The organism is Labrys sp. WJW (genome assembly GCF_001676615.1).
Classification (GTDB): domain Bacteria; phylum Pseudomonadota; class Alphaproteobacteria; order Rhizobiales; family Labraceae; genus Labrys; species Labrys sedimenti.
This window is the reverse complement of the sequence record NZ_LYXZ01000006.1, coordinates 97,675-124,050: the sequence shown is the minus strand read 5'-3', so window position 1 is coordinate 124,050 and position 26,376 is coordinate 97,675. Positions and strand designations below refer to the sequence as shown.

Below are 26,376 nucleotides of genomic sequence, written 5' to 3'. Positions count from 1 at the left end.
GGTTGTGCGTGCCGGACGGAACGGTTGTCAATTCAATCGAAGTTCGCGATGTGCGGAAGGTTTTCGGCGCTGGCGACAATGCCTTCGTCGCTCTGGATACGGTGAACGTTTCCATTCGTCAGAATGAGTTCTTCACCCTGCTCGGGCCGTCGGGCTGCGGCAAGACCACGCTGCTGCGCCTGATCGCGGGGTTCGATTTCCCCACGTCCGGGCAGATCCAGCTCTATGGCGAGGACATTGCCGGCCTGCCGCCCTTCAAGCGGCCAGTCAACACGGTGTTCCAGAGCTATGCCCTGTTCCCGCACATGTCGGTGGCCGAGAATATCGGCTTCGGCCTGGAGATGCTGGGCAAACCCAAGGCCGAGATCGGCACGCGGGTCGCCCAGATGCTGCGTCTGGTGCGCATGGAGCATCTGGCCGATCGCAAGACCAGCCAGATCTCGGGCGGCCAGCAGCAGCGCGTCGCCCTCGCCCGTGCCCTGGCGCCCCAACCCAAGGTGTTGCTGCTCGACGAGCCGCTGTCGGCCCTCGACTACAAGCTGCGCAAGGAAATGCAGCTCGAATTGAAGCGCCTGCAGCACGAGACCGGCATCACCTTCATCTTCGTCACCCATGACCAGGAAGAGGCCCTGGCCATGTCGGACCGCATCGCCGTGATGTCGGCGGGGCGGATCCTGCAGGTGGGCGGCCCGCGCGACATCTACGACACGCCGGCCGAGCGCTTCGTCGCCGAGTTCATCGGCGAGACCAATTTCATCGAAACCGATTTCCTCGGCCGCGACGGCGCCCAGGCCCGCGTCAAGCTGCCCTCGGGCCGCGAAATCACGGCCGGCCTCAGCGACGGGCACCAGCCCGCCGACAAGACCTGGCTGGTGGTACGCCCCGAACATGCCCAGCTCACCGCCGCCGAAGGTGCCCTCCTGGCCGGAACGGTGGAGAACGTCGTCTATCTCGGCACCGATACGCATTTTCACCTGCGGCTCGATCACGGCCCCCGCTTCACCGTGCGCCGGCAGAATACTGGGGCTGGAGCCGCGAGCAGCCCAGGACAGGCCTTCGAGCCTGGCCAGCGCGCCGGCGTCACCTTCGCCGAAGGCACAGCCCGGGTGTTGAGGGACTGATGACGGACGCCGCCGAAATCGCAGCCAAGACCCGACAGGACGAAATCCGCAACCGCTGGCTGCTTTCCGCGCCCGCCTTGCTGGTGATCCTGCTCGCCGCCACTGGCCCGCTCCTGATCGTGCTGGTCTATTCCTTCCTCGAGCCCGGCCCCTATGGCGACGTAAAGTGGAAGTTCTCCACCGACGGCTGGGTCTCCGTGTTCTTCGAACGCGACATGTTCGACGACACACTGTCACTGGCCAGCGCCCATCTCACCATCTTCTGGCGTTCGGTGAAGCTCGCACTGATGACCACGGTGGTCACCTTGGCGCTCGGCTTTCCCACCGCCTATTTCATCTCGACGCGGCCGGCCAACCGGCGCGACCTCTGGTTGTTCCTGATCACCATTCCGTTCTGGACCAACCTTCTGATCCGCACCTTCGCCGTGCTGCAGATCATCCGCAACGAAGGCCTGTTCAACACGATGCTGATCAAGCTCGGCGTGATCTCGGCGCCGCTGCAGATCCTCTATACCGATACCGCCATCCTGGCCGGCATGGCCTATGTCTACCTGCCGCTGATGGTGCTGCCGATCTATGCCAGCATGGAGAAGTTCGACTTCCGCCTGGTCGAGGCCGGCTATGACCTCTATGCCAGCCGCTTCCAGGTGCTCCGCCGCATCATCATCCCGCTGACCAAGCCCGGCATCGTCGCCGGCTCCATCCTGGTGTTCATTCCCGCGCTCGGCGCCTATGTCACGCCGAACCTGCTCGGCGGCGGCAAGAACATGATGTTGTCCAACCTGATCGAGCTGCAGTTCGGCCAGGGCCGCAACTGGCCGCTGGGCGCCTCGCTCTCCATCACGGTGATGGCGATCGTGATGGTGGCGCTGCTGGTCTATGTGCGCAACACCGGCGGTTCGGGAGTGAAACATGGCTGAGCCCTTCTCGATCCGCCGCCAGCCCGGCTTCACCACCATCGCGCTCCTCTGCTTCGTGCTGCTCTATCTGCCAATCGTGGTGATGGTGATCTACGCCTTCAACGAATCCTCCTCGGTCTCCACCTGGGGCGGCTTCTCGCTGAAATGGTTCGTGGCGGCCTGGAACAACGACCAGGTGGTCGATGCCACCCTGCGCTCCTTCCAGATCGCCACCATCGCCGCGGTGCTCTCCACCGTCTGCGCCACCATGGCAGCGCTGGCGACCACACGTACCGAAGCCTATCCGGGCCTCACCTTCACCTATTCGGCCATCAACCAGCCGCTGATGGTGCCCGAGATCGTCACCGGCGTGGCGCTGCTGATCTTCTTTTCCCGCATCAAGATCGTCACCGGCTATGACGGCCTGGCCTATCTGATCGCCGCCCACACAGCCTTCTGCGTGCCCTTCGCCTATCTGCCGATCCGCGCCCGCCTGGAGGGCATGGACCTCACCTTGGAGCGCGCCGCCGCCGACCTCTATGCCACGCCGTGGCGGGCCTTCCGGCGCGTGACCCTGCCGCTGCTCTGGCCCGGCATCCTCGCCGGCCTGATGCTGGCCTTCGTCACCTCGCTCGACGACGTGGTGATCACCGAATTCGTCAAGTCCGGCGGCCAGGACACGCTGCCGACCTATATGCTCGGCCAGTTGCGCCGCGGCGTCACACCCGAAGTCAACGCGCTGTCGACGGTCTTCCTGCTGCTGTCCGTCGTCATCGTCACGATTTTCTTCTTCATCAGCAGGAAGAAAGACTGATGTGCCGGATGGAGCGAAGACCGCATCTTCGCCTAGCCGCCGCATCGCCACTCAGGTTGGGGACAATAGAGCTCAAGCCGGTGCCCCGGCTTTGTAACGGGAGACAGAGATGAACTGGAAATCGACGGCCACAGCGGCCGCCCTGGCATTGCTCGCATCCACGAGCCTTGCCAGCGCGGAGGGAGCGCTCAACATCTTCAACTGGGGCAATTACACCAGCCCCGAGATGATCAAGAAGTTCGAGCAGAAATACAACGTCAAGGTCACCATCACCGACTACGATTCCAACGACACGGCGCTCGCCAAGGTGCGCCAGGGCGGCACGGGCTACGACATCGCCATGCCCTCGCAGAACTTCATCCCGATCTGGATCTCCGAAGGCCTCGTGCAGGAAGTCGATCCGTCCAAGATGGAGAACTTCAAGAACGTCGCCAAGGAATGGGCCGATCCGCCCTTCGATCCCGGCCGCAAATATTCCGTGCCATGGGCCTGGGGTACGGTCGGCGTCGTCGTTAACACCGACGTCTACAAGGGTGACATCAACACCTGGGGCATCATCTTCGACACGCCGGCCGAGCTGAAGGGCAAGACCAATGTCGTGCCCGAGATGAACGACGTCATCCATGCCGCCATCCGCTACAATGGCGGTAAGATGTGCGACGGCGACAAGGCGCTGCTCAAGAAGGTGCGCGATACCCTGGTCAAGGCCAAGCCCAACTGGATCGCGATGGAATACAACACCATCGAGAAGATGGGCGCCGGCGACTTCAAGGCCTCCAGCGACTGGAACGGCTCGGCCCTGCGCCAGCGCCTTGGCCACCCGCAGATCCATTACGGCTACCCCAAAGAGGGCGTGCAGCTCTGGAGCGACAACATCGTCGTGCTGAAGGAGGCCAAGAATGTCGAGAACGCCAAGCTCTTCATGAACTTCATGATGGATCCGGAAAACGCGGCGATGAACTCGGCCTTCCACCGCTATGCCAACGGCATCGCAGGCTCGGAAAAATTCATGCCGGCCGACATGAAGGATGCACCTGAGGTGAACGTGCCGGAGGAGGTCATGAAGACCGCCGAATTCTCGCATGCCTGTCCGCCGGAAGTGACCGAGCTCTACAGCAAGATCTGGACCGAGCTGCAGAAATAGGCGCTGTCCGTCCCGATCGGGCAGAATGAAGCGCCTTAGCCTTCTCCCCTTGTGGGAGAAGGTGGACCTGCGCAGCCGGGCCGGATGAGGGGTCGCACCGCCCTCTCAGCAAGGTTGCGTTTCTTCCCTCATCCGCCCCCCCAAGTCTCCTGCTTGAACGCGAGGTCCTGAAAGGACCTCGCTACGGCACCTTCTCCCGCAAGGGGAGAAGGCCGGCTGCACCACACCCCCGATCTCCCATCAATTATTGACGCATCTTCAGCACCCATGCCTCATTCAGCCTTCGAATCCGCCTACGGTTTTTCCCGCAATGCCGTACAGCTTTCCAATTGGCGCCAGGCGCCCTGGAATGTCTGGGCTTTCCGCAACGTTTCCGAACTGGTGCCGACCGCACGCATCGCCGCCAAAGCCGCCAAGCCCGAGACGCCGGACGCCGATCCTTCCGGCCTGCTGCGCGAGACTCTGGCGATCGGCGGTGACAGCCATTCCATTGCCGCCATCCTCGCGCAGACCTCCACCGATGCCCTGGTGGTGATGAAATCGGGCCGCTTCGTCGCCGACTACCATGCCCCGCATTTCACCAGTGCTGACAGACACATCGTCTTCTCGATCTCCAAGTCGCTGACCGCGATCCTGGCCGGCATCGCCGAGGATGAAGGTCGGCTCGATCCCGAGGCGCCCATCGCCGACTATGTGCCCGAAGTCGCCGGTTCGGCCTTTGCCGACGCCAGCGTGCGCCATCTGCTCGACATGCGCGTCAGCCTTTCCTTCGAGGAAGCCTATCTCGATCCCACCGGCGAATTCGCCCGTTATCGGCGCGCCACCTTGTGGAATCCCTCGGCGCCCGGCCAGGATCCCGGTACGCTGCTCGGCTTCATCGCTTCCATGCCCAAGGGCGCCGGCGAGCATGGCGGCCCCTTCTGCTACCGCTCGCCCAATTCCGATCTGCTCGGCATCGTGGTGGAACGGGCTAGTGGCGAGCGCTACGCCGATTACGCCTCCTCTCGCCTGTGGCAAAAGCTCGGCGCCCGCCAGGACGGCATCGTCACCGTCGATGCGGCTGGCACCGCACGGGCTGCAGGCGGCATCAGCATGAGCGCGCGGGATCTCGCCCGTGTCGGCGACATGATGCGCCAGGGCGGCAGTCTCGATGGCACCCGCATCGTCTCGCAGGCCTGGGTCGACGACACCTGCCGGGGTGGCAGCGCCGAGGCCTGGCAGCAGGGCGATTTCGTGCATCTGCTCGGCCAGGGCCGCTACCGCAACAAATGGTATCAGACCGGCTATGCCAACGGCGCCTTCCTGGCCATCGGCATTCACGGCCAGTGGCTCTATGTGAACCCGGCCGCCGAGGTGGTTGTTGTCAAGATGTCGTCGCAGCCCGAGCCGGTGGACGATCCCACCGACAAGCTCAATCTCGAACTATTCGAGGCCTTGGCCACCAGGGTTTGAGCGCGAGGCTGGCGGGCAGCAGCACCGCCACCAGCCAGAATACCAGGCCACACGATGCACCCAGCGCAGCGAAAGCCGTGGCATCCATGGCGGGACCGGGATCCCCCAGAATCTGTGCCGTCCTGACCATCTCGAAATAGGCGGCGACGGCAAAAGCCCCAGCTGCGGCGATGTAAGGCCACGCCGATCTCCAACCGATCAGCTGCGCGGCTCCCTGGGTCAGCAGGGCTGGAAAGACGGCAAACATCGCCGTCAAGACGGCCAGATCCGTGATTGGACAGGGCGGAGCCAAACCCAGCGGAAACGGGTTTTCACCCTGCAGCGCCGCCACACCGACATAGACAGACGCCGCCATGAGGGACGCCAAGGCGATGCCCAGCAGGCTGAAAGCCAACTGAAAAAGAAAAACGAGGGCCGGATGATCGCCTGGCGGCCATAGGGTCCGGTTCTCCGTCATTCACACTCCGCTCGCATTGGCCGATCAAGGCTCCCATTCTATGCCAAGCTGCGGATGAATGAGGCGCCTCCGTCGCCGTGAGGCTCCCGCGAATTCACAGCAAAATCGCGCCCTGCCGGCATCTCGCCCGATGCCCCTCTCCAGCTGCATTCATGCCGGCCGTCAGGAGCATTGCATCCTCACTTCTCTTGTTGTACATTTGTTCAACAAGAAAGAACAGCAGCCGCGTCGAAGGATGCTCGGCACCGGGAACGTCCATACTTGCCGATCATCCGATCCTCCGCGGTCATGCCTGTGCAGCCAGAGAGAACGGAAAGACACCATGCCTCTTCACATCGGGACGCGTTGTATCGCCGCCGCCGCCCTGCTCTACGTCGCCATCACCGGGGCCGAGGCCGCGCCGACCCGCGTCAGCCTCGCCGCCGAACCCTATCCGCCCTTCGCGGCCAAGGATGCTGAGGGGCAATGGGCCGGCTTCGAAGTCGATCTCGCCAAGGCCGTCTGCAAAGCCGCCAAGCTCGATTGCGAGATCGTCCAGACCGCCTGGGACGGCATCATCCCGGCGCTCAATTCAAACAAGATCGACGTGATCTGGGCCTCGATGGGCATCACGCCGGAACGCTCCCAGCAAATCGCCTTCACCATCCCTTATTATACCACCCCGGCCCACTTCGTCGGCGCCAAGGGCGACAGCTTCGACTTCTCGCCCGGCGGACTGAAGGGCAAGACTGTCGGCGTGCAGACGAGCACGGTCTATGCCGATTATATCGCTCGCGCCTATCCCGAAGCCACCGTGAAGACCTACTCGACCCAGGATGCCGCCAATGCCGATCTCGTCGCCGGGCGGCTCGATCTCGGCCTGGCCGACAGCATCGCGCTGGCCGATTTTCTCAAGGGCAAGGACGGCGAATGCTGCGAGGTCAAGAACGTGCCCAGGGACCCGATTTTCGAGGCGGGCATCGCCGGCGGCCTGCGCAAGAGCGATATCGACTTGAAGGCCAGGCTCGATGCAGGCATCACTGCCGTCTACAAAAGCGGTGAGTTCGACAGGCTCGCCAAGAGATATTTTAGCTTCGACATCGGCACGCCGCCCAAGGACTGAGGGCGTCCTGCCGGTGCCGGGAGAAAGCGATCCGGTTTGACCTCAGCCTCGCCTGCACCGTCCCGCCCCGCCAAGCGCGCGCCCCGGTTCAACCGCGAAACTGCGGACGTCCGCCGGCGCCAGCTGATCGAGGCGGCGATACGCGCTCTGGCCAAGGGCGGTATCGCCGCCTTCACCATCGACAGCATCTGCAAGGAAGCCCAGGTCTCGCGTGGCCTGATCAACCATCATTTCGGCAGCCTCGACGATCTCCTGGTCGAGGTCTACCAGTCTTCGCTCTATGAAAACGTCAGCGAGCATATCGCACAGGCCCGCCGGCAGCGTGAAAATCAGGCGCAGCGCTCGCCCGAGGCCGTTCTGTTTGCCCTGGTGCGCTCCAATTTCCAGCCCCGCTCCTTCACCCGCGACAATCTCCTGGTCTGGCTGGCACTCTGGGGCGAGATCGCGGTCAACGACAAGCTGCGCCAGGCCCATCGCCGCCTCTACGAAGCCTATCGGGGCGAGCTGGCTCTTGAAATTGCCGCCATCGCCGCCCATCGCGGCCGTCAGGTCGACGCGGCCGGGCTCGCCCGCAATTTCATCGCCCTGGTCGACGGCCTCTGGCTGGAATGGTGCCTCGATGCCAAGGTGGTGACACCGGCCGAGGCCGAGGAAGCCAGCCTTGGCCTGCTCGAAAGCGCACTCGGCCCCCTGCGATAAGCGCGGAACGTTCAAGCCGGCAGCGGCCGTTCCCGGCGCGGCACGATCTCGGCCGGCGGCCTGTCGAGCTCGCGTGCCCAGCGATGGCCGGCATGCACCGCATCGGCAATCGACGAGGGTGCAAGGCAATCGCCGATGCGCGTGACGGAGCGGATGCCGGCCTCCTGCCATCGCCCCGCCATGTCGGCCAGTTCGCGATAGAGGCCATCCTCCGCCACGCGGCCGGTGACCAGGACGAGGGTGCCGAAATCATGCCGGCGGATCCGGCCGGTATAGGTGCAGGCGAGTTCTGCCACGCCCTCCGCTGCCCTGGCCAGCTTCTGGCCAAGCAGCGGTTCCACGCCAAGCTCCAAGAGCCGCCTGTGGATGAAGAACTGCTCGTCCGTCATCACGGCCCAGCTCGACAACACGGCTGCCGGGGTGGCCAGCCACACCTCGTGGCCTTGCCTGCGGAAGGTCTCGGCCAGCGCACCGCCGACAGCATAATGCTCGTCGTCATAGATCAGCACCGGCCCGCTGACCTTGGCGCCAGCAAAGACATCGTCGGGCGTGAGGATCCGGCCGGTGCCGAGTTCCGCCGCCTCTTCGCCAAGGCTGCCGATGCCATCGCGCCGCCAGTGGCTGCCGGTGGCAAGCACGACATGCTCGGCCTCAAGCGCCAGGATATCCTCGGCGCCCAGCGAGCTCTCGGGAAAGATCTCGATCTCGGAGAGCTTACCGATCATATGCAGGCGGTAGTCGCGCACGCGGGCCCAGCTGGCGAGCCCCGGAAGGGTGGATTCGCGATTGATGCGCCCGCCGAGCCGGCGTTCGGCTTCCGCCAGCATCACGCGATGGCCGCGACGCCCTAGCGTGAGGGCGCATTCGAGGCCCGCCGGGCCGCTTCCTACCACCAGCACGCGGGACGGCCCCGCAGCTGCCGTTTCGATGCGCTCGGGATGCCACCCACGCCGCCATTCCTCGCCGATGGTGGGATTTTGCGTGCAGCGCAGCGGCACGGCCTCGTTGTTGGCCGAGCGGCAGATATTGCAGCCGATGCATTCGCGGATCTCGTCCTCCCGCCCTTCGTCGATCTTCCTGGGCAGGAAGGGATCGGCGATCGAGGGGCGGGCCGCACCAATGAAATCCTGAATGCCGCGCCGGACCTGGCTCACCATGCTGTCGGGCGAGGTGAAACGCCCGACGCTCACCACCGGCTTGCTGGTAACGGCCTTGACGAAGGCGACATGCTCTTCCTGGAAGCCTTCGTTACTGAAGCGGGCGGAGCGGGAGTCATTGCCGAGCGAACCGGAGACGTTGACGTCCCATAGATCCGGCAGCTCCGCCAGCATGGCGAGGATTTCCCGGCCTTCCCCTTGCGAGGTGATGCCGCGAGGCCCATGCAATTCGTCGACCGACAGGCGCACGGCAACCGCGCAGCGATCGCCGACGGCCTCGTGCATGTCCTCGATCAGTTCCCGCAGCAGCCTGGTGCGATTGGCGAGGCTGCCGCCATATTCGTCGCCGCGCAGATTGAGGCGGGGCGACAGGAACTGGAAGGGCAGATAGTCATGACCGGCATAGCAGTAGACGATGTCGAAGCCGGCACGTTTTGCCCGCAGGGCGGCGTCGCGATGCCAGGTCCGGAACGCCTTGATATCGGCCTTGTCCATGGCGCGCGCGCTGCCAGGCTGGGGAATCAGGGCCGGACGGGCCGACGGGGCCAGGACCGGCTCGCGCGTGAGGCGATTATTGGCATGGGAGCCGCCATGCCACAGCTCCACGCCGGCGAGGCTGCCATGGGCATGGATGGCCTCGACCGTGGGAACGAGCGAGCGCACGTCATCCTCGTCCCACAGGGTTAAAAAGCCGAAGGGAGAATCATCGGAGCTCGGATGGATCGAGCAATATTCGGTGCACACCACCCCCCAACCACCCTCGGCCTTGATGCCGCGCAGCCTGGCACCGCTTTCGGGCTTGAGATAGCCCATGCCGATGGCGTGGGGCGTCTGGTAGAAGCGGTTGGGCGCGGTGACCGGACCGATCCGTACCGGCTCGAACAGAATGTCATATCGCGGATTGCGGGCCATCGCGGGTCGATCTCTTGTTGTACACTCGTTCAACAAGATAGGCTTTTCGCGGCGGAACGCAAGCGCCCGCGGCTTTTGTCACGATGCAGGAGGGTGACGAACGCCGTCCGACTGGAGCCGGCCTCGTCACTCCGCTGAGGCGAGGCAGTATGTGGAGGATATCGTCTCAGGTTTCGAAGACACGGTTTGATGCAGGCCGTCCGCGTGAAACAGCGATGGTCTGGCAGCAAATACTGATTTTGGCTTAGCCTTTCGGCTCGCAATAGCCGTCAAAGACCGGGTGAAGTTTCTGCCACCAGGCCGATCGCTCAACACCGGCTCCAGCAGCAGCAGAGGATTTAATCTTCTGATTTCGCTGAAGAAATTAAGGCTACATGCCGCCCCTCCATCGGTCTGGAGGGCAACTCACGCCCCGCAGGCCACGGACGGTCTCGCCACGCAAAGCGTGGGCAAAATACCTCTGGAATCAACGACATAATGCTTTTGAGTGTGCGAAATCGCACATCGCCCTGCGTCGCCGGCCTCGATATGTGCGCTATCGCACCAATCGGTCAAAGCAAGAAAAATGACAAAACGACGCAAGAATTCCTTCGGCTCTCGGAACAAATCCTCTGCAGGACAAAGGCACCAGCCGATCAGGACCACCGCGAGCCGATTGCTTGCCCCGTTCGTGTTCCGCACCTCGCTTTCCTCCATTTCGACATCCGCGCTGGCCGCCGGCCTCATCGCAGCGCCGGTAATGCTGCCTGGCGCCCTGATCAGAAATGCCGACCGCGCATGGGCCGCCTGCACTGCCGGCCCCAATGCCTATGCCTGCTCGGGCAATATGGGCAGCCTGAATATCACGGACACGCCGCTTACCTCCCTATCGCTGGACTCGACGTTCGTTGTCACCGGAACGGGCTGGGATGCCGTCGCCGCGACAAATAACGGCCCCGGTGCCATGACCATCACATCGGCCGGATCCGCCACGAGCCTGGTCTACAATTCCAACCCCTACACTGCCGGGGTGAACGCACGGAACAATGCCGGCAGCACGGACCTGACGATCAACCAGACCGCCGGAACCATCGCGGGCCTCATGTACGGCATCAATGCCTTCCAAAGCGGCACGGGGGCAATGACCATCACCACGGCCGGAACGGTGAACGGTTCGATGGATAATTTCCAGTCCTTCGGAGTCTATGCCGTCTACGGCAATTCTGCCGGCACGGGCAATGCCACCATCAACCAGACCGGCGGCACTATTTCCGCCATGATGAGCGGCATACGGATCGAGAATTACGGATTGGGCGCGACAACGGTCACGACGGCTGGAACGATCACATCGACGGGGGCAACCAACAGCGGCTACTTTTCTTACGCGGCTGTCTATGCCTCCGCATGGAATGCGCAGTCCACCAGCACTGTCACCGTCAACCAGACGGCTGGCAGCATCAGCGGCGGCGATGCCGGCATTCTTGCCCAGCATTACGGCCTGGGCTCGGTCGATGTGACGACGGCCGGCACGGTTGCCGGGACCTTCGCACCGCAGAGCGCGGGCGTGGTAGCCTCGATCGTCAACAACGCCTCCACCGGCAATGTAACGGTAACCCAGACGGCTGGATCAATCTCGGGATCCACTTTTGGCATCCGCGCCACCAACGTCGGCAAGGGGTCGACCACCGTTACGACGGCCGGGACGGTGACCGGTACTGCCGGAATCGGTGTCCTTGCCACCAATAGCGGCAAGGATCTGAAGGTCGAGCAGACGGCCGGCAAGATATCGGGGGTCTCCAGCGGCATCAGCGCAACCAATACCGGCACGGGCTCGACCGCCGTCATCACGGTGGGCACGGTCAGCGCTTCGGCCGCAAACGGTACCGGTGTCCTGGCGACCAATTATGGGCAGAATCTCACGGTAGAGCAGACAGCGGGGTCGATTACGGGCGGTGGTACCGGCATCAAGGCCACCAATGGCGGCCAGGGCTTCACCGCCGTCACCACGGCAGGCACGGTGACCGGTTCCTCCGAAAATGGTGTCTACGCCTCGAATACCGGCACCGATCTGACGGTGAAGCAGACCGCCGGCGAGATTTCGGGCGGCACCAACGGCATCAACGCCGAAAATGGGGGTATGGGCACGGCATCCGTGACGACGGCTGGTACGGTGACGGGGTCCTCCGGAGCCGGCGTCCTGGCCTATAGCTACGGCACGGATCTGAAGATAGAACAGACGGCGGGCAAGATTTCCGGCTCCAGCGACGGCGTCAACGCAACCAATGTCGGCACGGGTGCGACAACAATCACGACGGCCGGCGCGGTGACCGGTACTTCAGGCAGCGGTGTCTCCGCGACCAATTATGGCACGGACTTGAAGGTCGAGCAGACGGCGGGCGAGATCAAGGGCGCCGCCGACGGTATCGGTGCCACCAATTACGGCACGGGAACGACGACCTTGAATGTCGCCGCCCTGGTCACAGGCGGTTCGGGCGCCGGCGTGCAGACGAATACCATCACCGGTTCCACCGTTGCGATCAACCTTCAGGCCGGCTCCGATGTCTCGGCTTCCTCCGGCCTCGGTGTCCAGGATACCGACGGCAATGCAACCGCCACTTTGCAGAGCGGCTCGAAGGTCTTAGGAGCGATCAGGCTCGGCAATGGCAGCGATACCGTCAACATCGCCGGCGGCGCGGATATTTCCGCCCTCACCGCCCTCGACGGTGGCGACAACGTGTCAAGCAGTGACGGCATGATCGACACACTGAACCTCGACCGCGCCATCACGGGGTCTTCGATCTCCACTGGAATGCCCGACAATATTCAGATCGCCAATTGGGAGAAGGTCAATGTGCGCTCGGGTGGCGCGCTCAACCTTACCGGCGACCTCGCCACCGAGATGCTCGACGTCAAGGGTGGCGGCACAGTGACATCGGCAGCAGGCATCCAGGCTGTTACCGTCTCCGGTAGCATCGCCAATGCTGGCACCATCGACCTCAACGCCAACAATACCAACACGGGAAACACCTTTACGGTAACGGGCGACTATGTCGGCAATGGCGGCACGCTCGAGCTCAACACCTATCTGGCCTCGGACAATGCGCCGACCGACAAGCTGATCGTCGACGGCGATGTCTCTGGGACGACAACGCTCAATATCCGCAACAGCGGCGGTCCCGGTGCGGCGACCACCGCCAATGGCATCGAGGTGATCCATGTCGGCGGCACTTCGCAGGCCGGTGCCTTCAGCCTCGGCGCTGCCGTGGCGGCGGGTGCCTATGACTACAACCTCTATCTCGGCGGCGTGGGCGACGATGCCGGCAACCAGAACTGGTATCTGCGCTCGACCGGCAAATTGTCGCCCAACAGCCAGACGGCCCTGCCCTATGCGGACGTGCTGTCGAACTTCGCGCAGGCGACGCTCGGCACCCTGCAGCAGCGCACCGGCAATCGCATCTGGCCCGATGGCACGGCCGCGGTCGCGGCCAATCTGCCGCCCGCCGGAGCCATGGCCTATGCCAAGGGCGGGCCAGCGCTGATCGGCCAGGGTGCCTGGGGGCGGATGGGGGGGCAATATTCCTCCTTCGCGCCCAGGACGGGCTCGGCCTATAATCAGAGCATCGGCTTCCTGCAGGCCGGCTATGAAGGCGTGGCCAGGGAGACCGCGGCGGGCGATCTCACCATCGGCGCCTATGCCATCATCGGCACCTCGACAGCCCGCATCGATGTGAGCAACGACCCGGCGACGGGAGCGGCCCGGGCCAAGGGCCGAATCACTACCCAGGGCTATGGCATCGGCGCCAATTTGACCTGGCTCGGCCATGACGGTCTCTATGCCGACGCCATCGGCCAGTTCACCTGGTACGATTCGAGCCTGTCGAACAAGAACGGCCGCAACCAGGGCTGGTCGACCGCGGCGAGCCTGGAGGTCGGCAAACGCTATGAGCTTGGCTCGGGCTGGGCGGTGGTGCCGCAGGCCCAGCTCGCCTGGACCCATGTCGACTTCTCCAGCTTCACCGACAATCTGGGCAACCGCATTGCGCTCGGCCGGGGCGACAGCCTCCAGGGCCGCGCCGGCATCCGGCTGGAACATTTGTCGAGCTGGCAGGATGCCAATGGCCAGACGGCGCGCCTGCAGTTCTACGGCATCGCCAACCTCACTTACGAGTTCCTGAAGGGCAGGAGCGTGAAGGTCTCCGGCGCCTCGCTGGTGCAGAGCAATCGCCGCCTGTGGGGCGAGGTCGGCGCCGGAGCGACCTATGCCTGGAACAAGAACTGGAGTGCCTATGGCGAGGCAAGCTATGCCATGGCGCTATCCGGCAAGGGTGGCGACAACTACACCCTCAAGGGGACCGCGGGGCTGCGTTACAGGTGGTAGGCTTGCCCAGGAAGTCATGGGAGTGAATCGCGGGTGCTTTTCCACCGCCATGAGGCAATAACGAATGTCCCACGGCACTGGTGAAAGGATGGGATGCCGTTTCGGCCGAAAAAGACCTATTGCCTCAGAAAGCGGGCCGGTAGCCGCACTGCCACCAGCCAGAACACCAGGCCGCAGAGAGCGCCCATCAAGCCGAAGCCGCAGGCTAGCCGGGCCAATTCGGTGCTCCCATTGGAAATCCACTCGGTGCCGAACATCAGATAGACCGAGCTGACGGCCGCAACGATCGCGGCGGCCGCCATATAAAGCCAGGGTGCCTGCCAGCCGAGCAAATGCAGGAGGGTACGGGTCAGAAGCGCCGGCAGGCCCGCGAGCAACACGGTCATATAGGTCAGGAAACCGATCAGCTTCGGGATATCACCGGCGTCTGCGAGGCCGGTGTCGGATCGAACCATCATCGCACCGATATAGGTCAGGGCCGCAGTGAGCGAAGCGAGGGCGATGCCGATGAGGCTGAAGGCGAGGTGGATGAGGAAGCTCAGAACCGGGCGCGGCTTCGGCGCCACAGGGGTTGCATCGGCTATCATCGGCTATCGTTCCCGAACTTCGTCAGCTTGCCGTGGGTGGAGAGTCCGTCTTCGCAGGCTTGACCGGTTCAGGTCGGCGGATCGTGCCGGTTTCCGCCAGTTCCTTGAGCTGCGCCAACGAGATCTCCTCCAGCGGGCCTATGGCCTTGTCAGCCAAGAGATAGCCGGCCCAGCGCTTGAAGGTTGTATCCAGCGCAACATCGGATGCCCATTCGAGCTGGGTGTCGCCGTTTCCGGCAAGGTCGAAACGAAAACGTCCCGACAGCCAGTCGGGAACATCGACGGCAATGGCGACATGCCGATCGGCCTCGCTCTCGACGATTTCGATCTGGCCGAGGATCTCCAGCTGTCGATCGGATCCGTTGCGAACCAGCCAGATCTGTTTCTGGCCGACGCCGGATGAAGGTCCGCTGATCGTCGTCGGGCCGGCTTGATCAGGCTTCGGCGCTGGATTCGGGCTGGTGAACAGCCACCACTGGTCGAAGGCCCTGAGGTCGTTGATCAGCGGAAAGACGGCAGAGGGTGGCCGACCGATTTCCGTCTTGCGATAGATGCTGACATGGTCGGGCAGAAGAGAACCTCCGCCGTAATAGGCCAGGAGGATACTTCCCAGGATTCCCGCCAACCATGCCAGAACCCGCATGCGCTTGCCCTCACGTCTCCACGATGCGGGCGCGGCGATGGGCACGCAGCAAGCCCTGGATGGCTGCTGCGGTTTCCTCGATCGAACGACGGGTGACGTCGATCATCGGCCAGCCACGCTGGGAAAACAGGCGCCGCGACTGGGCGATTTCCTCGGCCACGGCCATGCGGTCGGTATAGGTATCGACGTCGTGATGCGGGCTGAGCGTCAGCACCCGGTTCTCACGGATCTGCACGATACGCTCGGGTGAGGCAAACAGGCCGACGATCAGCGGGTTCTTCAGATGCTCGACCTCCGGCGGCAGCGCCACGCCGGGCACCAGCGGAATATTGGCGGTCTTGACGCCGCGATGGGCCAGATAGATCGAGGTCGGCGTCTTGGAGGTCCGGCTGACGCCGAGGAGCAATACATCGGCTTCCTCGTAGTCGGTCGGCATCAGGCCGTCATCATGCATCATCGTGTAGTTGAGCGCGTCGATGCGGCGAAAATAATCGGCGTTCAGCACATGCTGGGCACCGGGCTTCACCATTACCTCGGTACCGAGATAGGATTTGAACAGGTCGAAGATCGGCTGCAGCACGGACAGCACTGGCGCACCCATCTCGCGGCAACTGCGCTCCAACCGCTCCGCCAGCTCGGGCTCGACCAGGGTATAGAGCACCACACCAGGGTTGGCCTCGATCTCGGCGATGGTGCGATCGAGATCGCGCTCGCTGCGCACCAGCGGATAGATGTGCTCGAGCGCCGAGACCGCCGGATACTGGGCGGCAACGGCCCGCCCGGCCATGATCAAAGTCTCGCCGGTGGAGTCCGAAACCAGGTGAAGATGGAAGAAGCTTCTTGTGACCATGACAGGACCTAATCAGAGTTTCCCAGCGAGGTCCACAAAGAGGCCCCGCCGGGAAACCCTGCAATGTCTGTAAGTTTCAAATTGGCGCGGGATGGCATTGTGGACAAGTGGGGACAGCTGAAAGGCCTTAACCCCTTCTTAAGAGAGGCTGTGGAAGAACTCGATCTTTCATCAACAGGCTGATCGCTTGGGATGGGATTCCACGTGCTTGGCTGCAAAAGACTCATAAGGCGCTAAGTGAGACTCGGCGCCCTCCCCCTGAGCTTGCCGCCACTGCCTTGATTCAACGGCCGGAATCCGAAAGGCTTTCTCCCGATTTTTCGCATTGAATTTTCGGCGGCATTCTCCTGTCGCCTGTGAATAGATTGTGGACGGCGAGGAAGCACGGTAAACGAAGCGTTAAGAAGAAAGAGAATGAAGATTCATATCTCTCTTTTCTATTTTCTTTGGCGGTAGGTCGGATCGCGCTCTCGGTTCGATCGGGAGAATCCACACGGGCTGGATTTCCCATACGCCCTTCACGAATGGATCTGATAGTCCAGCGACGTTTCAATCTTTCAGCCGGGCCAGCCGACCGAAACGTCGGTTCGATCGATTGCCCTGCTTGGTGTTGCCGAGAAAGCCTGACCGACATGACCAAACCTCTCCTCGACGTCCTCGCCGGCAAGGCTCAGGCAGTGCCGCCAATCTGGCTGATGCGCCAGGCAGGACGTTATCTGCCGGAATATCGGGCGATCAGGACCAAGGCTTCGGGCTTCCTGAACTTCTGCTACACGCCCGATCTCGCCGTCGAGGCGACCTTGCAGCCGATCAGGCGCTTCGGCTTCGACGCCGCTATCCTGTTCTCGGACATTCTAGTGGTACCCGACGCCTTGGGGCAGAAAGTCTGGTTCGAGGAGGGCGAGGGCCCGCGGCTGGAGCCGGTCACCGATCTCGCCGGTCTGGCCGGGCTCAAGCCCCAGATCGATCTCGATCACCTTGCGCCGGTCTTCGAGACGATCCGCCAGGTCAAGGCAGCCTTGCCGGCCAATGTGACCTTCCTCGGCTTTTGCGGAGCGCCCTGGACGGTGGCGACCTATATGATCGCCGGCCGCGGGGTGAAGGACCAGGTCCCGGCGCGCCTCGCCGCCTATCAGGATCCGGCCTTTTTCGCCGCCCTGATCGACCGATTGGTAGCGGCTTCGATCGATTATTTGGCAGCCCAGCTTGAAAATGGCGTCGACGCTGTCCAGATATTCGACAGCTGGGCCGGTATCCTGCCGCCGGACGAATTCGAGCGCTGGGCTATCGAACCGGCGAAGCGCATCGTTGAGGGTGTCAGGGCGCGTCATCCCGGGGCGCGCATCATCGGCTTTCCGCGTGGCGCCGGTTCCTTCTATCGCGATTATGCCGAAGCCGTGGCAGTCGATGCCATCGGGCTCGACTGGGCCGTCGATCCGGCCTGGGCTGCGCGCGAGGTGCTGCCCCTGAAGCCGGTGCAGGGCAATCTCGATCCGCTGGCGCTGGTGGCGGGCGGCGATCCGTTGAACCGGGCGCTCGACCGCATCCTCGAAAACCTTGCAGGCCGGCCCTTCATCTTCAATCTGGGGCACGGCATCGTGCCGCATACGCCGATCGCCCATGTCGAACAGATGCTGAAGCGAATCAGGGGCTAGGGTTGCTAGACTGATGATCGTCCGTGCCGGAAAAGCAGCCTTCTCGACGATGAGGAGAAGGGGCGGCACCACCAAATGGCAGGAACGACGCGATGGACTATGGCAGCACGGCCTATGATCTCGTAAAGGCGGGGCACATCATCGCCGTGATCGCCTGGATGGCGGGCATGCTCTATCTGCCGCGCCTGTTCGTCTATCATGCCGAGGCTGCCAAGGGCTCGATCCAGAGCGAGACCTTCAAGGTGATGGAGCGTCGTCTTCTGAAGGCCATCATCAACCCGGCCATGGGCGCCACCTGGATTTTCGGCCTTCTGCTGGTGTGGTCGTCTGGCTTCTACCACCAGCCCTGGTTTCATGCGAAATTCCTGCTCGTCCTGGTGCTTTCGGGCGTGCATGGCTGGTTTTCGAAGCTGACGCGGGAATTCGCCGAGGACCGTAATGTTCGCCCGGCGAAATTCTTCCGGATGATCAACGAAATTCCCACCGTGCTGATGATCCTGATCGTCATCCTGGTGGTGGTGAAGCCCTTCTGAGGATTTCGCGCTTTTTCGACATTTGGCCGGTCCGCCCGCTTGCCCAGGCGCAGAGCCGGCTGTATAAAGCGCTTCTCCTTCCATTGCAGGCTGGCGTCTTGAGGGTATGGGTGTCGAACCCGGCCACGGCGCTGACGCAAGACTAAGTCTGGCGATAACAAGACCTGTTCCCCCCGAAAATCCTTCTATCCGCGCTTTTTGATGCGCGTCATGAAACGAATCGATCCCCCAACAAGGACCCCCATGCGGGAAATCAAACTTCAGGATCTCAAATCCAAAACCCCAATCGAAATGCTTGCCTTCGCGGAGGAACTCGAGGTCGAGAACGCCTCCTCGATGCGCAAGCAGGAACTCATGTTCGCCGTGCTCAAGCAGCTCGCCAATCGCGAGGTCGAGATCGTCGGCGAGGGTGTCGTCGAGGTGCTGCAGGACGGTTTCGCCTTCCTGCGCTCGCCCGAGGCCAATTATCTGCCCGGCCCTGACGATATCTATGTGTCGCCCTCGCAGATCCGCAAGTTCGGCCTGCGCACCGGCGACACGGTCGAGGGCATCATCCGCTCTCCCAAGGATGGCGAGCGCTATTTCGCCCTGCTCAAGGTCAATACGATCAATTTCGAAGATCCGGACAAGACCAAGCACAAGATCAATTTCGACAACCTCACGCCGCTCTATCCCAACCAGCGGCTGAAGCTCGAGATCGGCGACGCCACCAAGAAGGATTATTCCTCGCGCGTCATCGACATCGTCTCGCCGATCGGCAAGGGCCAGCGCGCCTTGATCGTGGCGCCGCCGCGTACCGGCAAGACGGTTCTCCTGCAGAACATCGCCCAGTCGATCACCGCCAACCATCCCGAATGCTATCTGATCGTGCTTCTGATCGACGAGCGTCCGGAAGAAGTCACCGACATGCAGCGTTCGGTGAAGGGCGAGGTGATTTCCTCCACCTTCGACGAACCGGCCGGCCGCCACGTGCAGGTTTCCGAAATGGTGATCGAGAAGGCCAAGCGCCTGGTCGAGCATGGCCGCGACGTGGTCATCCTGCTTGATTCGATCACCCGCCTCGGCCGCGCCTACAACACCGTGGTGCCCTCCTCCGGCAAGGTGTTGACCGGCGGTGTCGACGCCAACGCCCTGCAGCGCCCCAAGCGCTTCTTCGGTGCTGCCCGCAATATCGAGGAAGGCGGTTCGCTGACCATCATCGCGACGGCCTTGATCGAGACCGGCTCGCGCATGGACGAAGTCATCTTCGAAGAGTTCAAGGGCACCGGCAACTCGGAAATCATCCTGGACCGCAAGGTCTCCGACAAGCGCGTCTTCCCGGCGATCGACATCACCCGCTCGGGCACCCGCAAGGAAGAGCTGCTGGTGGCGAACGACATTCTCAAGAAGATGTATGTGCTGCGCCGCATCCTCAATCCGATGGGCACGGTCGACGCCATCGAGTTCTTGCTCGACAAGCTTCGGCAGACCAAGCTCAATGCAGACTTCTTCGACTCGATGAACACCTGATACATCCATCAGGACGTTATTGTGAACGGCCCGGCAGCATGCCGGGCCGTTTTGCTATCGGCATCGATTCGGAGACGGAATGGAGTAGCCGGGCAAAAAAAGGTGCAGTTCCCCTTCTGGTACTGTGGGAGAAGACCGCTCCTGCAAGGGCGAATATGGCGGTGGCTTGGCCAGATATCGCAAAGCCGTTCCGGCAGTCCATGAGATAGGGTTGGGAACAAGGAGCGAGAACATACAGGCGCTCCCTCTCGACGTGTTCTGCTCGGAGGCAGCCTGCCGAGTGACGGCAGAAGCCGCCGGGCGGAATTAACCCTGTTTCACGTGAATCACCCTCGCACCCAATGCAGCGCATTCCGGCAGCAAGCGGGCTTGAACGAGCCTTGTCGTCGCTGGCATCGGAACCGAGGATACATTCCCATGTCCGCTCTGGCATGTCCCCGGCGGCAGGCCCATGTCCTGCGATGACGGACCAGGCGGGCTGTCTCGGCCAATCGAACGAGTTCGGACCTGATTCACGTGAAACAAGGCATACGGTGATTCACGTGAAACAGGGCCGCCTCCGCAGGAAGGCCTGACCCGGCATCATCCGGATGCCCGCATGGATCCGATAGTCGCGACCAGGCCGTCTGTATCTCCGGCGGGAAGAGAGCAGCGCTGTCCAGAGCAGACGAAAGCCGCGGGTTCGCTGCCGATACTGGCGTTGTGTGCCGCATGGCCTTCGGGCAAGTCGCCGAGGCTTTCGGCTCTGAAAACGATTCTGGATGGAAAGGGTTGATCGAGAGCGGCGCGATATAGCTGTTCGGCTGCTGCTCCCTTGCCGATCACGATAATCTCCAGGCCGTGAAGCCTCAGGTCGAGGGCATTGAGCAGGGAAGCATGTCCGAAGACATTGCCGGCCATCGCGGGGGAGAGTGCCGTCAGCAACGCGTCTGCACGCTGCAGCCAGCGCTCGTCGCCGGTCAGGGCGGCAAGGCGGACGAGATTATCCGCCATGATGCCGTTGGCATTGGGAACGGCATCATCGAGCGTGGAGCGTGGGCGGGTGATCAAGGCGGCGGCGTCCTCAGCCGTGAGGAAATAGCCGCCGCCCTCGGCATCGGCGTAATCGCGCTCGATCGCCTCGGCCCAGCCGATGGCTTGGTCGAGATAGTTCCCGCCCGCATTGGCTTCGTGCAGGGCGAGCGCGGCACGGATCATCGCCGCGAGATCGGTGGCCAGGCCGGGCTTCAACAACCGGCCCGCGCGCCAGGAGTGGCCGAGCCGCGCCCCGTCGGCCATGGATTCGGCAACGAAATGAAAGGCTGCTCGGGCGAGATCGCGCCAATCTGGCTTGCCAAATACGCTGGAGGCGCGGGCAAGCGCGGCAATGGCGAGGCCGTTCCAGTCGGCCAAGACCTTGTCGTCCCGAGCTGGGGCAACACGCCTGGCTCGCTCGGCGATCAGCCTGGGTCTGAGATCCTGCCAGCCGATATCGAGAGCCGGTTCGAGGTCGTCCCTGCCGAGACGGTTGGGAATGGATTGGCCTTCCCAATTGCCCCCGTCAGCGATGTCGAAGCTGTGGGCCACGAATTCGGCATCATCCAGACCGAGGATCTCGACGAGTTCATGCGGCCTCCAGACATAGAAGCGGCCCTCATGTCCCTCCGAATCAGCATCGAGGGAGGCGGCGAATGCGTGGCCATCTCCCGCCATCATTTCGCGTCGCAGCCATTCGACCACCTCGACGGCCGCCTGCCGATAGAGATCGCGTTTGGTCTCTTGCCAGGCCAGTGCCAGCAATTCGAGCAATTGGGCATTGTCGTAGAGCATCTTCTCGAAATGCGGCACCAGCCACTGTTCATCGACACTGTAGCGTGCAAAACCGCCTCCGACATGATCGCGGATGCCGCCCTGGCAGATGCGCTCCAGCGTCAGCAGCATCAGCTTGCGGGCTTCGCTGCCCGGTCCACCGCGCCACAGCAGTTCGAGATAGGAGGCATTTGGAAATTTCGGCGCACCCTTGGTGCCGCCATTGACCGGATCGGTGATGCCGGCCAAGGCACTGATCGCCTGAGCGAGGCCATCGGCGCCGAAGGTGCGATCGCCACGCTGGGGAATGCGGTTGAGCGCGCCGAGCAACGCCTGGCGATTGCGGCCGACCCGTTCGAAATCGGTATGGTAGGCCTTGGCGATGGCCCGGAGCACGTCGACGAAGCCGGGGCGGCCATAGCGCGATTCGGGCGGATAGTAAGTACCGCCCCAGAAGGGCTCGCCTCCAGGCGTGAGGAACATGGTGAGCGGCCAGCCGCCCTGCTCGCCGAGAGCGTGGAGGGCACCCATATAGATCTGGTCGATATCGGGCCGCTCCTCGCGATCCACCTTGATGTTGATGAAAAGCTCGTTCATGACGGCGGCGATGTCGGGATTTTCGAAGCTCTCATGCGCCATGACATGGCACCAATGACAGGCGGCGTAGCCGACGGAGAGCAGGATCGGTTTGTTCTGGGCCCGGGCGAGCGCCAGGGCCTCTTCGCCCCAGGGTTGCCAATGCACGGGATTGTCGGCGTGCTGGATCAGATAGGGGCTGGTTTCATGAGCGAGGTTGTTTTGCAGCGCGGTGGACATGATGGCAGCCTCTCTTTCAAGAAGAGAGTATGGGGGCGCCGGCCGGGAAGTGAAAGCACCTCGCCGTCATCAAGGGCAGGATCTGCCGGAGCGGGTGGAGTGCTCGCGCATGGCTGAGACCATCGTCGCACTCGCCTCGGGTGTCGGCCGTGCCGGCGTTGCCGTGATCCGGCTGTCGGGTCCCTCGGTTCGATTCGGATTGGAAACGATTGCCGGGAGCGTGCCGTCGCCGCGCCGCGCCGCCTTGCGGCGTCTGAAGGATCCTGAAGGCGGCGAGGTGCTCGACGAGGCGCTGGTGCTGTTCTTTCCGGGTCCAGCCAGCTTCACAGGCGAGGATGTCGCCGAATTGCAGGTGCATGGCGGTCGCGCCATCATTTCTGGCGTGATCGCCGCTATCGCCGCCCTGCCGGGCTTTCGTCTGGCCGAACGGGGCGAGTTCACCCGACGGGCCGTCGCGAATGGCCGGATGGATTTGACCTCGGCGGAGGGTATCGCCAGCCTGGTCGAGGCGGAGACGGGCAGCCAAAGGCGGCAGGCGCTGCGGCAGGCGGGTGGTGCGCTGGAGCGGGCGGCTACGGCCTGGCGCCAGCGTCTTGCCGGTCTGCTGGCCCTGATGGAAGCCGAGATCGACTTTCCCGACGAGGAGGATGTCCCTGCCCTGTTCCAGTCGGTCCGCTCGGGCGCCGAAGCCTTGCTGGCGGAGATCGAAGCGGCCTTGCGAGGCGCACGCAGCGGCGAGCGGTTGCGCGAGGGCGCGGTGATGGTGATTGCGGGCCCGCCCAATGCCGGCAAGTCGACGCTGCTCAATGCCCTGGCCCGGCGCGATGTCGCCATCGTCTCCCCCATTGCCGGCACCACTCGCGATACACTGGAGGTGCATCTCGATCTGGGCGGCTATCCGGTAACCCTGATCGACACTGCCGGCTTGCGCGATACAGTGGATGTCGTCGAGGCGATCGGCGTAGAACGGGCGCGCGCAAGCCTGGACCGTGCCGATCTGGTAATCTGGCTGGAGGCCGGCGATGCCCGCGCCGACCCACCCGATCTGCCCGTTCCTCTCCTGCGCGTTTTCACCAAGCAGGACGACGACCAGGCTGCCTTGCCGCAGACTCTGCCTGTGGGCTTCGAGCTCGGCCTATCGGCTCGCAGCGGTGCCGGCATGCCGGCCTTGCTGGAGCGGCTCGAGCAGGCGGCGAGAACAGCCCTGGAGAGCGGTGAGACAGCCCTTGTGACGCGGGAGCGTCATCGCCGGGAGCTCGAGATCGTGAAGGCCCATCTGGCGACGGTGCAGGCGGCGGATGAGACGACGCCGGTGGAATTCGTCGCCGAGGATTTGCGCCTGGCCGTGAGGGCCATCGGCCGGCTGACCGGCAGGGTCGATATCGACGAGATCTATGATGTGATCTTTCGCGAATTCTGCATCGGCAAGTGAGCGGAACGAGGTATTGGAAACGCCAGCGTGACTGGCTGGAACCACTCCTCCAGCTCTCGGCCACACGCTGGTTTTGACGTGGAGGCCGCTTCAGCGTAAGAGCTGCAGCCGAAACACGGATATTCTGCGCCATCACCGTGAGCGCAGCCGGACGATGCAGGCGCTGAACCCCTGGAACGTCCGGCGGCGTTCGCCATGACGGATGGGCGTTCGAGGCCGCGGATGGCGGGCGAATGGATTCGATGATGAACCGGCAATTCGATGTGATCGTGGTGGGCGGGGGCCATGCTGGCTGTGAGGCGGCGGCAGCCGCCGCACGGCTTGGCGCCCGGACGGCTCTCATTACCCATCGGGCCGAGACGATCGGCACCATGTCCTGCAATCCGGCGATCGGTGGGCTCGGCAAGGGACATCTCGTGCGCGAGATAGACGCGCTCGATGGTTTGATGGGGCGGGTCGCCGATCAGGGTGGCATTCAGTTCCGCGTGCTCAACCGTCGCAAGGGCCCCGCCGTGCGCGGACCGCGGGCGCAGGCCGATCGTGCGCTCTATGCCGCTGCCATGCAGACGGCGATTGCCGAGCAGGCCAATCTGACCGTGGTCGAAGCCGAGGTGGACGATATCGAGATCGTGGATGGCGCGGTCCGGGCCGTATCGACCACGAAGGGTGATCGATTCGGCTGCGGATCAGTTGTCCTGACCACCGGAACCTTTCTGAGCGGCATCATCCATATCGGCGATACCAGGATTGCGGCCGGCCGCGTCGGTGAAGCCCCTGCCCTCGGTCTTTCCCGAACCCTCGCCCGCATCGGTTTCGAGTTGGGGCGACTGAAGACGGGTACGCCGGCGCGTCTCGACGGCCGAACCATCGACTGGGCCTCGCTCGAGATGCAGCCCGGCGACGAGCCGCCGGAGCCGTTCTCGACACTGACGACGCATCTGTCCAATCCGCAGGTTTCCTGCGGTATCACTCGTACCACGCCGCAGACCCACAAGGTCATCCAGGACAATATCCACCGCGCACCGATCTATTCGGGGCAGATCGAGAGCCGGGGTCCGCGCTATTGCCCGTCGATCGAGGACAAGGTAGTGCGCTTCGGCGAGCGGGACGGCCATCAGATCTTCCTGGAACCGGAAGGCCTGAACGACCATACGGTCTATCCCAATGGCATCTCGACCTCCCTGCCCGAGGATGTGCAGCAGGCCATGCTCGCGACCATTCCAGGCCTCGAGAAGGTCCGGATGATCCGGCCCGGCTATGCCATCGAATATGACCATATCGACCCTCGCGAGCTCGATGCCACGCTCGAGGCACGGCGGGTGCGCGGACTGTTCCTGGCCGGCCAGATCAACGGCACCACCGGCTATGAGGAGGCGGGCGCGCAGGGCCTGGTCGCCGGACTCAATGCGGCGCACCGGGCGGGTGGCGCCGAAGGCGTTAGTTTCCGCCGCGACGAATCCTATATCGGCGTGATGATCGATGACCTCGTCACCCGGGGTGTGAGCGAGCCCTATCGCATGTTCACCTCGCGTGCCGAATATCGCCTGACCCTGCGAGCCGACAATGCCGATAGGCGCCTGACCGATCGCGGCATCGCGCTTGGTCTGGTCGGTGCTGTCAGGGAACGGGCCTGGAAGACCAAGCAGGCGGCCTTCGAAACGGCCCTTGCCTGGGGCCGATCCGTTTCGGTGACGCCCAACCAGGCGGCGGTGGCTGGCATTCATATCAATCGTGATGGCGTCAGGCGCTCCGCTTTCGATCTCCTTGCCTACCCCGATGTGGCTTTCACCGATCTTGCCCGTCTGTGGCCGGAAGCCGCCGGATTCGAGGGTGCCGTGCTCGAGCAGGTCGAGATCGAGGCCAAGTACGCCGTCTATCTGGAGCGGCAGAAGGCGGATGTGGCTGCCTTTCGTCGTGACGAAGATATTGAAATACCTGGTGATTTTGACTTCCAGGCCGTGGTGGGCTTCTCCAATGAGACCCGGCAGAAATTCGCCAGTGTGCGGCCGCGTACCATTGGCCAGGCGAGCCGGATTGACGGTATCACGCCGGCGGCAACCACCCTTCTGCTTGCGGCCCTCCGCAAGCGTAAACAGGCAAGGGCCTCTCTCTGATCGATTCGGACTCGTATCGAATCTTTTCCAGAACCGCGAAACGGTATGCAGTCGCATGACCGACATGCCGCAGGCTAAGCCCAATGCAGGTCTTTCAAGGAAGAAAACGTCTGGCCATTTAGAATGGCGCCAGCACGACGCGGAGATCTTGGTTGGATCACCGGATTGAGCCGATGATGACAAAGCCGAACAAACTGGCGGACAGCTAAGTGAACCAGATTCACGCTATGCCGTACGCCCGATGAAAATAGCCCACTCCGGTTCATGAGGCCGGTCGGCCGCAGCGTTGGATTACTCCAGGTCTCGCTTGCCACCGCGAGTGGGATCAGCCATGG

General features: G+C 63.2%; 20 protein-coding genes. 13 read left to right on the top strand and 7 right to left on the bottom strand.

Going from position 1 to position 26,376, the window contains the following annotated elements; translation table 11 throughout:
* Positions 1-8: 8 nt before the first annotated feature.
* The 5 genes from BA190_RS04970 (at position 9) to BA190_RS04950 (ending at position 5,430) form a co-directional block, all read left to right on the top strand.
* Entirely contained in the window at positions 9-1,121 is a 1,113-nt protein-coding gene (locus BA190_RS04970; RefSeq protein ID WP_068283479.1) for an ABC transporter ATP-binding protein, read from the top strand.
* Positions 1,121-2,041, top strand: a complete 921-nt coding sequence (locus tag BA190_RS04965; protein WP_068283476.1) for an ABC transporter permease — start codon at positions 1,121-1,123, stop codon at positions 2,039-2,041. The genes BA190_RS04970 and BA190_RS04965 overlap by 1 nt, the downstream gene beginning before the upstream one ends.
* Positions 2,034-2,834: an ABC transporter permease gene (locus tag BA190_RS04960; RefSeq protein WP_068283473.1), complete on the top strand. Its 801-nt coding sequence runs from the start codon at positions 2,034-2,036 to the stop codon at positions 2,832-2,834. The genes BA190_RS04965 and BA190_RS04960 overlap by 8 nt, the downstream gene beginning before the upstream one ends.
* A gap of 109 nt (positions 2,835-2,943) precedes the next feature.
* On the top strand, positions 2,944-3,978 hold the full coding sequence (locus BA190_RS04955) for an extracellular solute-binding protein (RefSeq protein ID WP_068283470.1): 1,035 nt from the start codon (positions 2,944-2,946) through the stop codon (positions 3,976-3,978).
* Between the two features lie 267 nt (positions 3,979-4,245).
* A complete protein-coding gene (locus BA190_RS04950) occupies positions 4,246-5,430 on the top strand; it encodes a serine hydrolase (RefSeq protein ID WP_068283465.1) in 1,185 nt (394 codons plus the stop codon).
* Here BA190_RS04950 and BA190_RS04945 read toward each other — a convergent pair.
* Complete coding sequence (locus BA190_RS04945; protein ID WP_068283463.1) at positions 5,390-5,887, bottom strand: hypothetical protein; 498 nt, start codon at positions 5,885-5,887, stop codon at positions 5,390-5,392. The genes BA190_RS04950 and BA190_RS04945 overlap by 41 nt on opposite strands.
* A gap of 94 nt (positions 5,888-5,981) precedes the next feature.
* The gene (locus tag BA190_RS35695) at positions 5,982-6,146 is read right to left on the bottom strand and encodes a hypothetical protein (protein ID WP_156771361.1); all 165 of its coding nucleotides are present in this window, start codon (positions 6,144-6,146) and stop codon (positions 5,982-5,984) included.
* Positions 6,147-6,209: 63 nt separating this feature from the next.
* Here BA190_RS35695 and BA190_RS04940 point away from each other — a divergent pair, with 63 nt between their 5' ends.
* Positions 6,210-6,989, top strand: a complete 780-nt coding sequence (locus tag BA190_RS04940; RefSeq protein WP_068283459.1) for a transporter substrate-binding domain-containing protein — start codon at positions 6,210-6,212, stop codon at positions 6,987-6,989.
* 36 nt (positions 6,990-7,025) lie between these two features.
* Entirely contained in the window at positions 7,026-7,688 is a 663-nt protein-coding gene (locus tag BA190_RS04935) for a TetR/AcrR family transcriptional regulator (protein WP_068283455.1), read from the top strand.
* Between the two features lie 11 nt (positions 7,689-7,699).
* Here BA190_RS04935 and BA190_RS04930 read toward each other — a convergent pair whose 3' ends face one another.
* Positions 7,700-9,757, bottom strand: a complete 2,058-nt coding sequence (locus BA190_RS04930; RefSeq protein WP_068283452.1) for an FAD-dependent oxidoreductase — start codon at positions 9,755-9,757, stop codon at positions 7,700-7,702.
* Between the two features lie 655 nt (positions 9,758-10,412).
* Here BA190_RS04930 and BA190_RS04925 point away from each other — a divergent pair.
* The gene (locus BA190_RS04925; protein WP_068283449.1) at positions 10,413-14,114 is read left to right on the top strand and encodes an autotransporter outer membrane beta-barrel domain-containing protein; all 3,702 of its coding nucleotides are present in this window, start codon (positions 10,413-10,415) and stop codon (positions 14,112-14,114) included.
* 116 nt (positions 14,115-14,230) lie between these two features.
* Here BA190_RS04925 and BA190_RS04920 read toward each other — a convergent pair whose 3' ends face one another.
* The 3 genes from BA190_RS04920 to BA190_RS04910 are packed head-to-tail and all read right to left on the bottom strand — an operon-like array spanning position 14,231 to position 16,194.
* On the bottom strand, positions 14,231-14,701 hold the full coding sequence (locus BA190_RS04920) for a hypothetical protein (RefSeq protein WP_068283447.1): 471 nt from the start codon (positions 14,699-14,701) through the stop codon (positions 14,231-14,233).
* Between the two features lie 22 nt (positions 14,702-14,723).
* Entirely contained in the window at positions 14,724-15,344 is a 621-nt protein-coding gene (locus BA190_RS04915; protein ID WP_068283444.1) for an SRPBCC family protein, read from the bottom strand.
* A 10-nt stretch (positions 15,345-15,354) separates the two neighbouring features.
* On the bottom strand, positions 15,355-16,194 hold the full coding sequence (locus tag BA190_RS04910) for a pyruvate, water dikinase regulatory protein (RefSeq protein WP_068283441.1): 840 nt from the start codon (positions 16,192-16,194) through the stop codon (positions 15,355-15,357).
* A 632-nt stretch (positions 16,195-16,826) separates the two neighbouring features.
* Between BA190_RS04910 and hemE the strand changes: the two genes are divergently transcribed.
* From hemE to rho, 3 genes are all read left to right on the top strand, one after another.
* Positions 16,827-17,849, top strand: a complete 1,023-nt coding sequence (hemE, locus tag BA190_RS04905; protein ID WP_068283439.1) for a uroporphyrinogen decarboxylase — start codon at positions 16,827-16,829, stop codon at positions 17,847-17,849.
* 92 nt (positions 17,850-17,941) lie between these two features.
* Entirely contained in the window at positions 17,942-18,382 is a 441-nt protein-coding gene (hemJ, locus tag BA190_RS04900; RefSeq protein ID WP_068283436.1) for a protoporphyrinogen oxidase HemJ, read from the top strand.
* A 243-nt stretch (positions 18,383-18,625) separates the two neighbouring features.
* Positions 18,626-19,891 (top strand): transcription termination factor Rho, encoded by a 1,266-nt coding sequence (gene rho, locus BA190_RS04895; RefSeq protein WP_068283433.1) that lies wholly within the window; start codon positions 18,626-18,628, stop codon positions 19,889-19,891.
* Positions 19,892-20,473: 582 nt separating this feature from the next.
* Here the strand turns inward: rho and BA190_RS04890 are convergent.
* Positions 20,474-22,495 carry a thioredoxin domain-containing protein gene (locus BA190_RS04890; RefSeq protein WP_068283430.1) on the bottom strand — a complete coding sequence of 674 codons (2,022 nt, stop codon included), beginning with the start codon at positions 22,493-22,495 and terminating at the stop codon, positions 20,474-20,476.
* 109 nt (positions 22,496-22,604) lie between these two features.
* Here BA190_RS04890 and mnmE point away from each other — a divergent pair, with 109 nt between their 5' ends.
* A complete protein-coding gene (mnmE, locus tag BA190_RS04885; protein WP_068283427.1) occupies positions 22,605-23,927 on the top strand; it encodes a tRNA uridine-5-carboxymethylaminomethyl(34) synthesis GTPase MnmE in 1,323 nt (440 codons plus the stop codon).
* Positions 23,928-24,172: 245 nt separating this feature from the next.
* Positions 24,173-26,041 carry a tRNA uridine-5-carboxymethylaminomethyl(34) synthesis enzyme MnmG gene (gene mnmG / locus BA190_RS04880; protein ID WP_068283894.1) on the top strand — a complete coding sequence of 623 codons (1,869 nt, stop codon included), beginning with the start codon at positions 24,173-24,175 and terminating at the stop codon, positions 26,039-26,041.
* Positions 26,042-26,376: the final 335 nt, after the last annotated feature.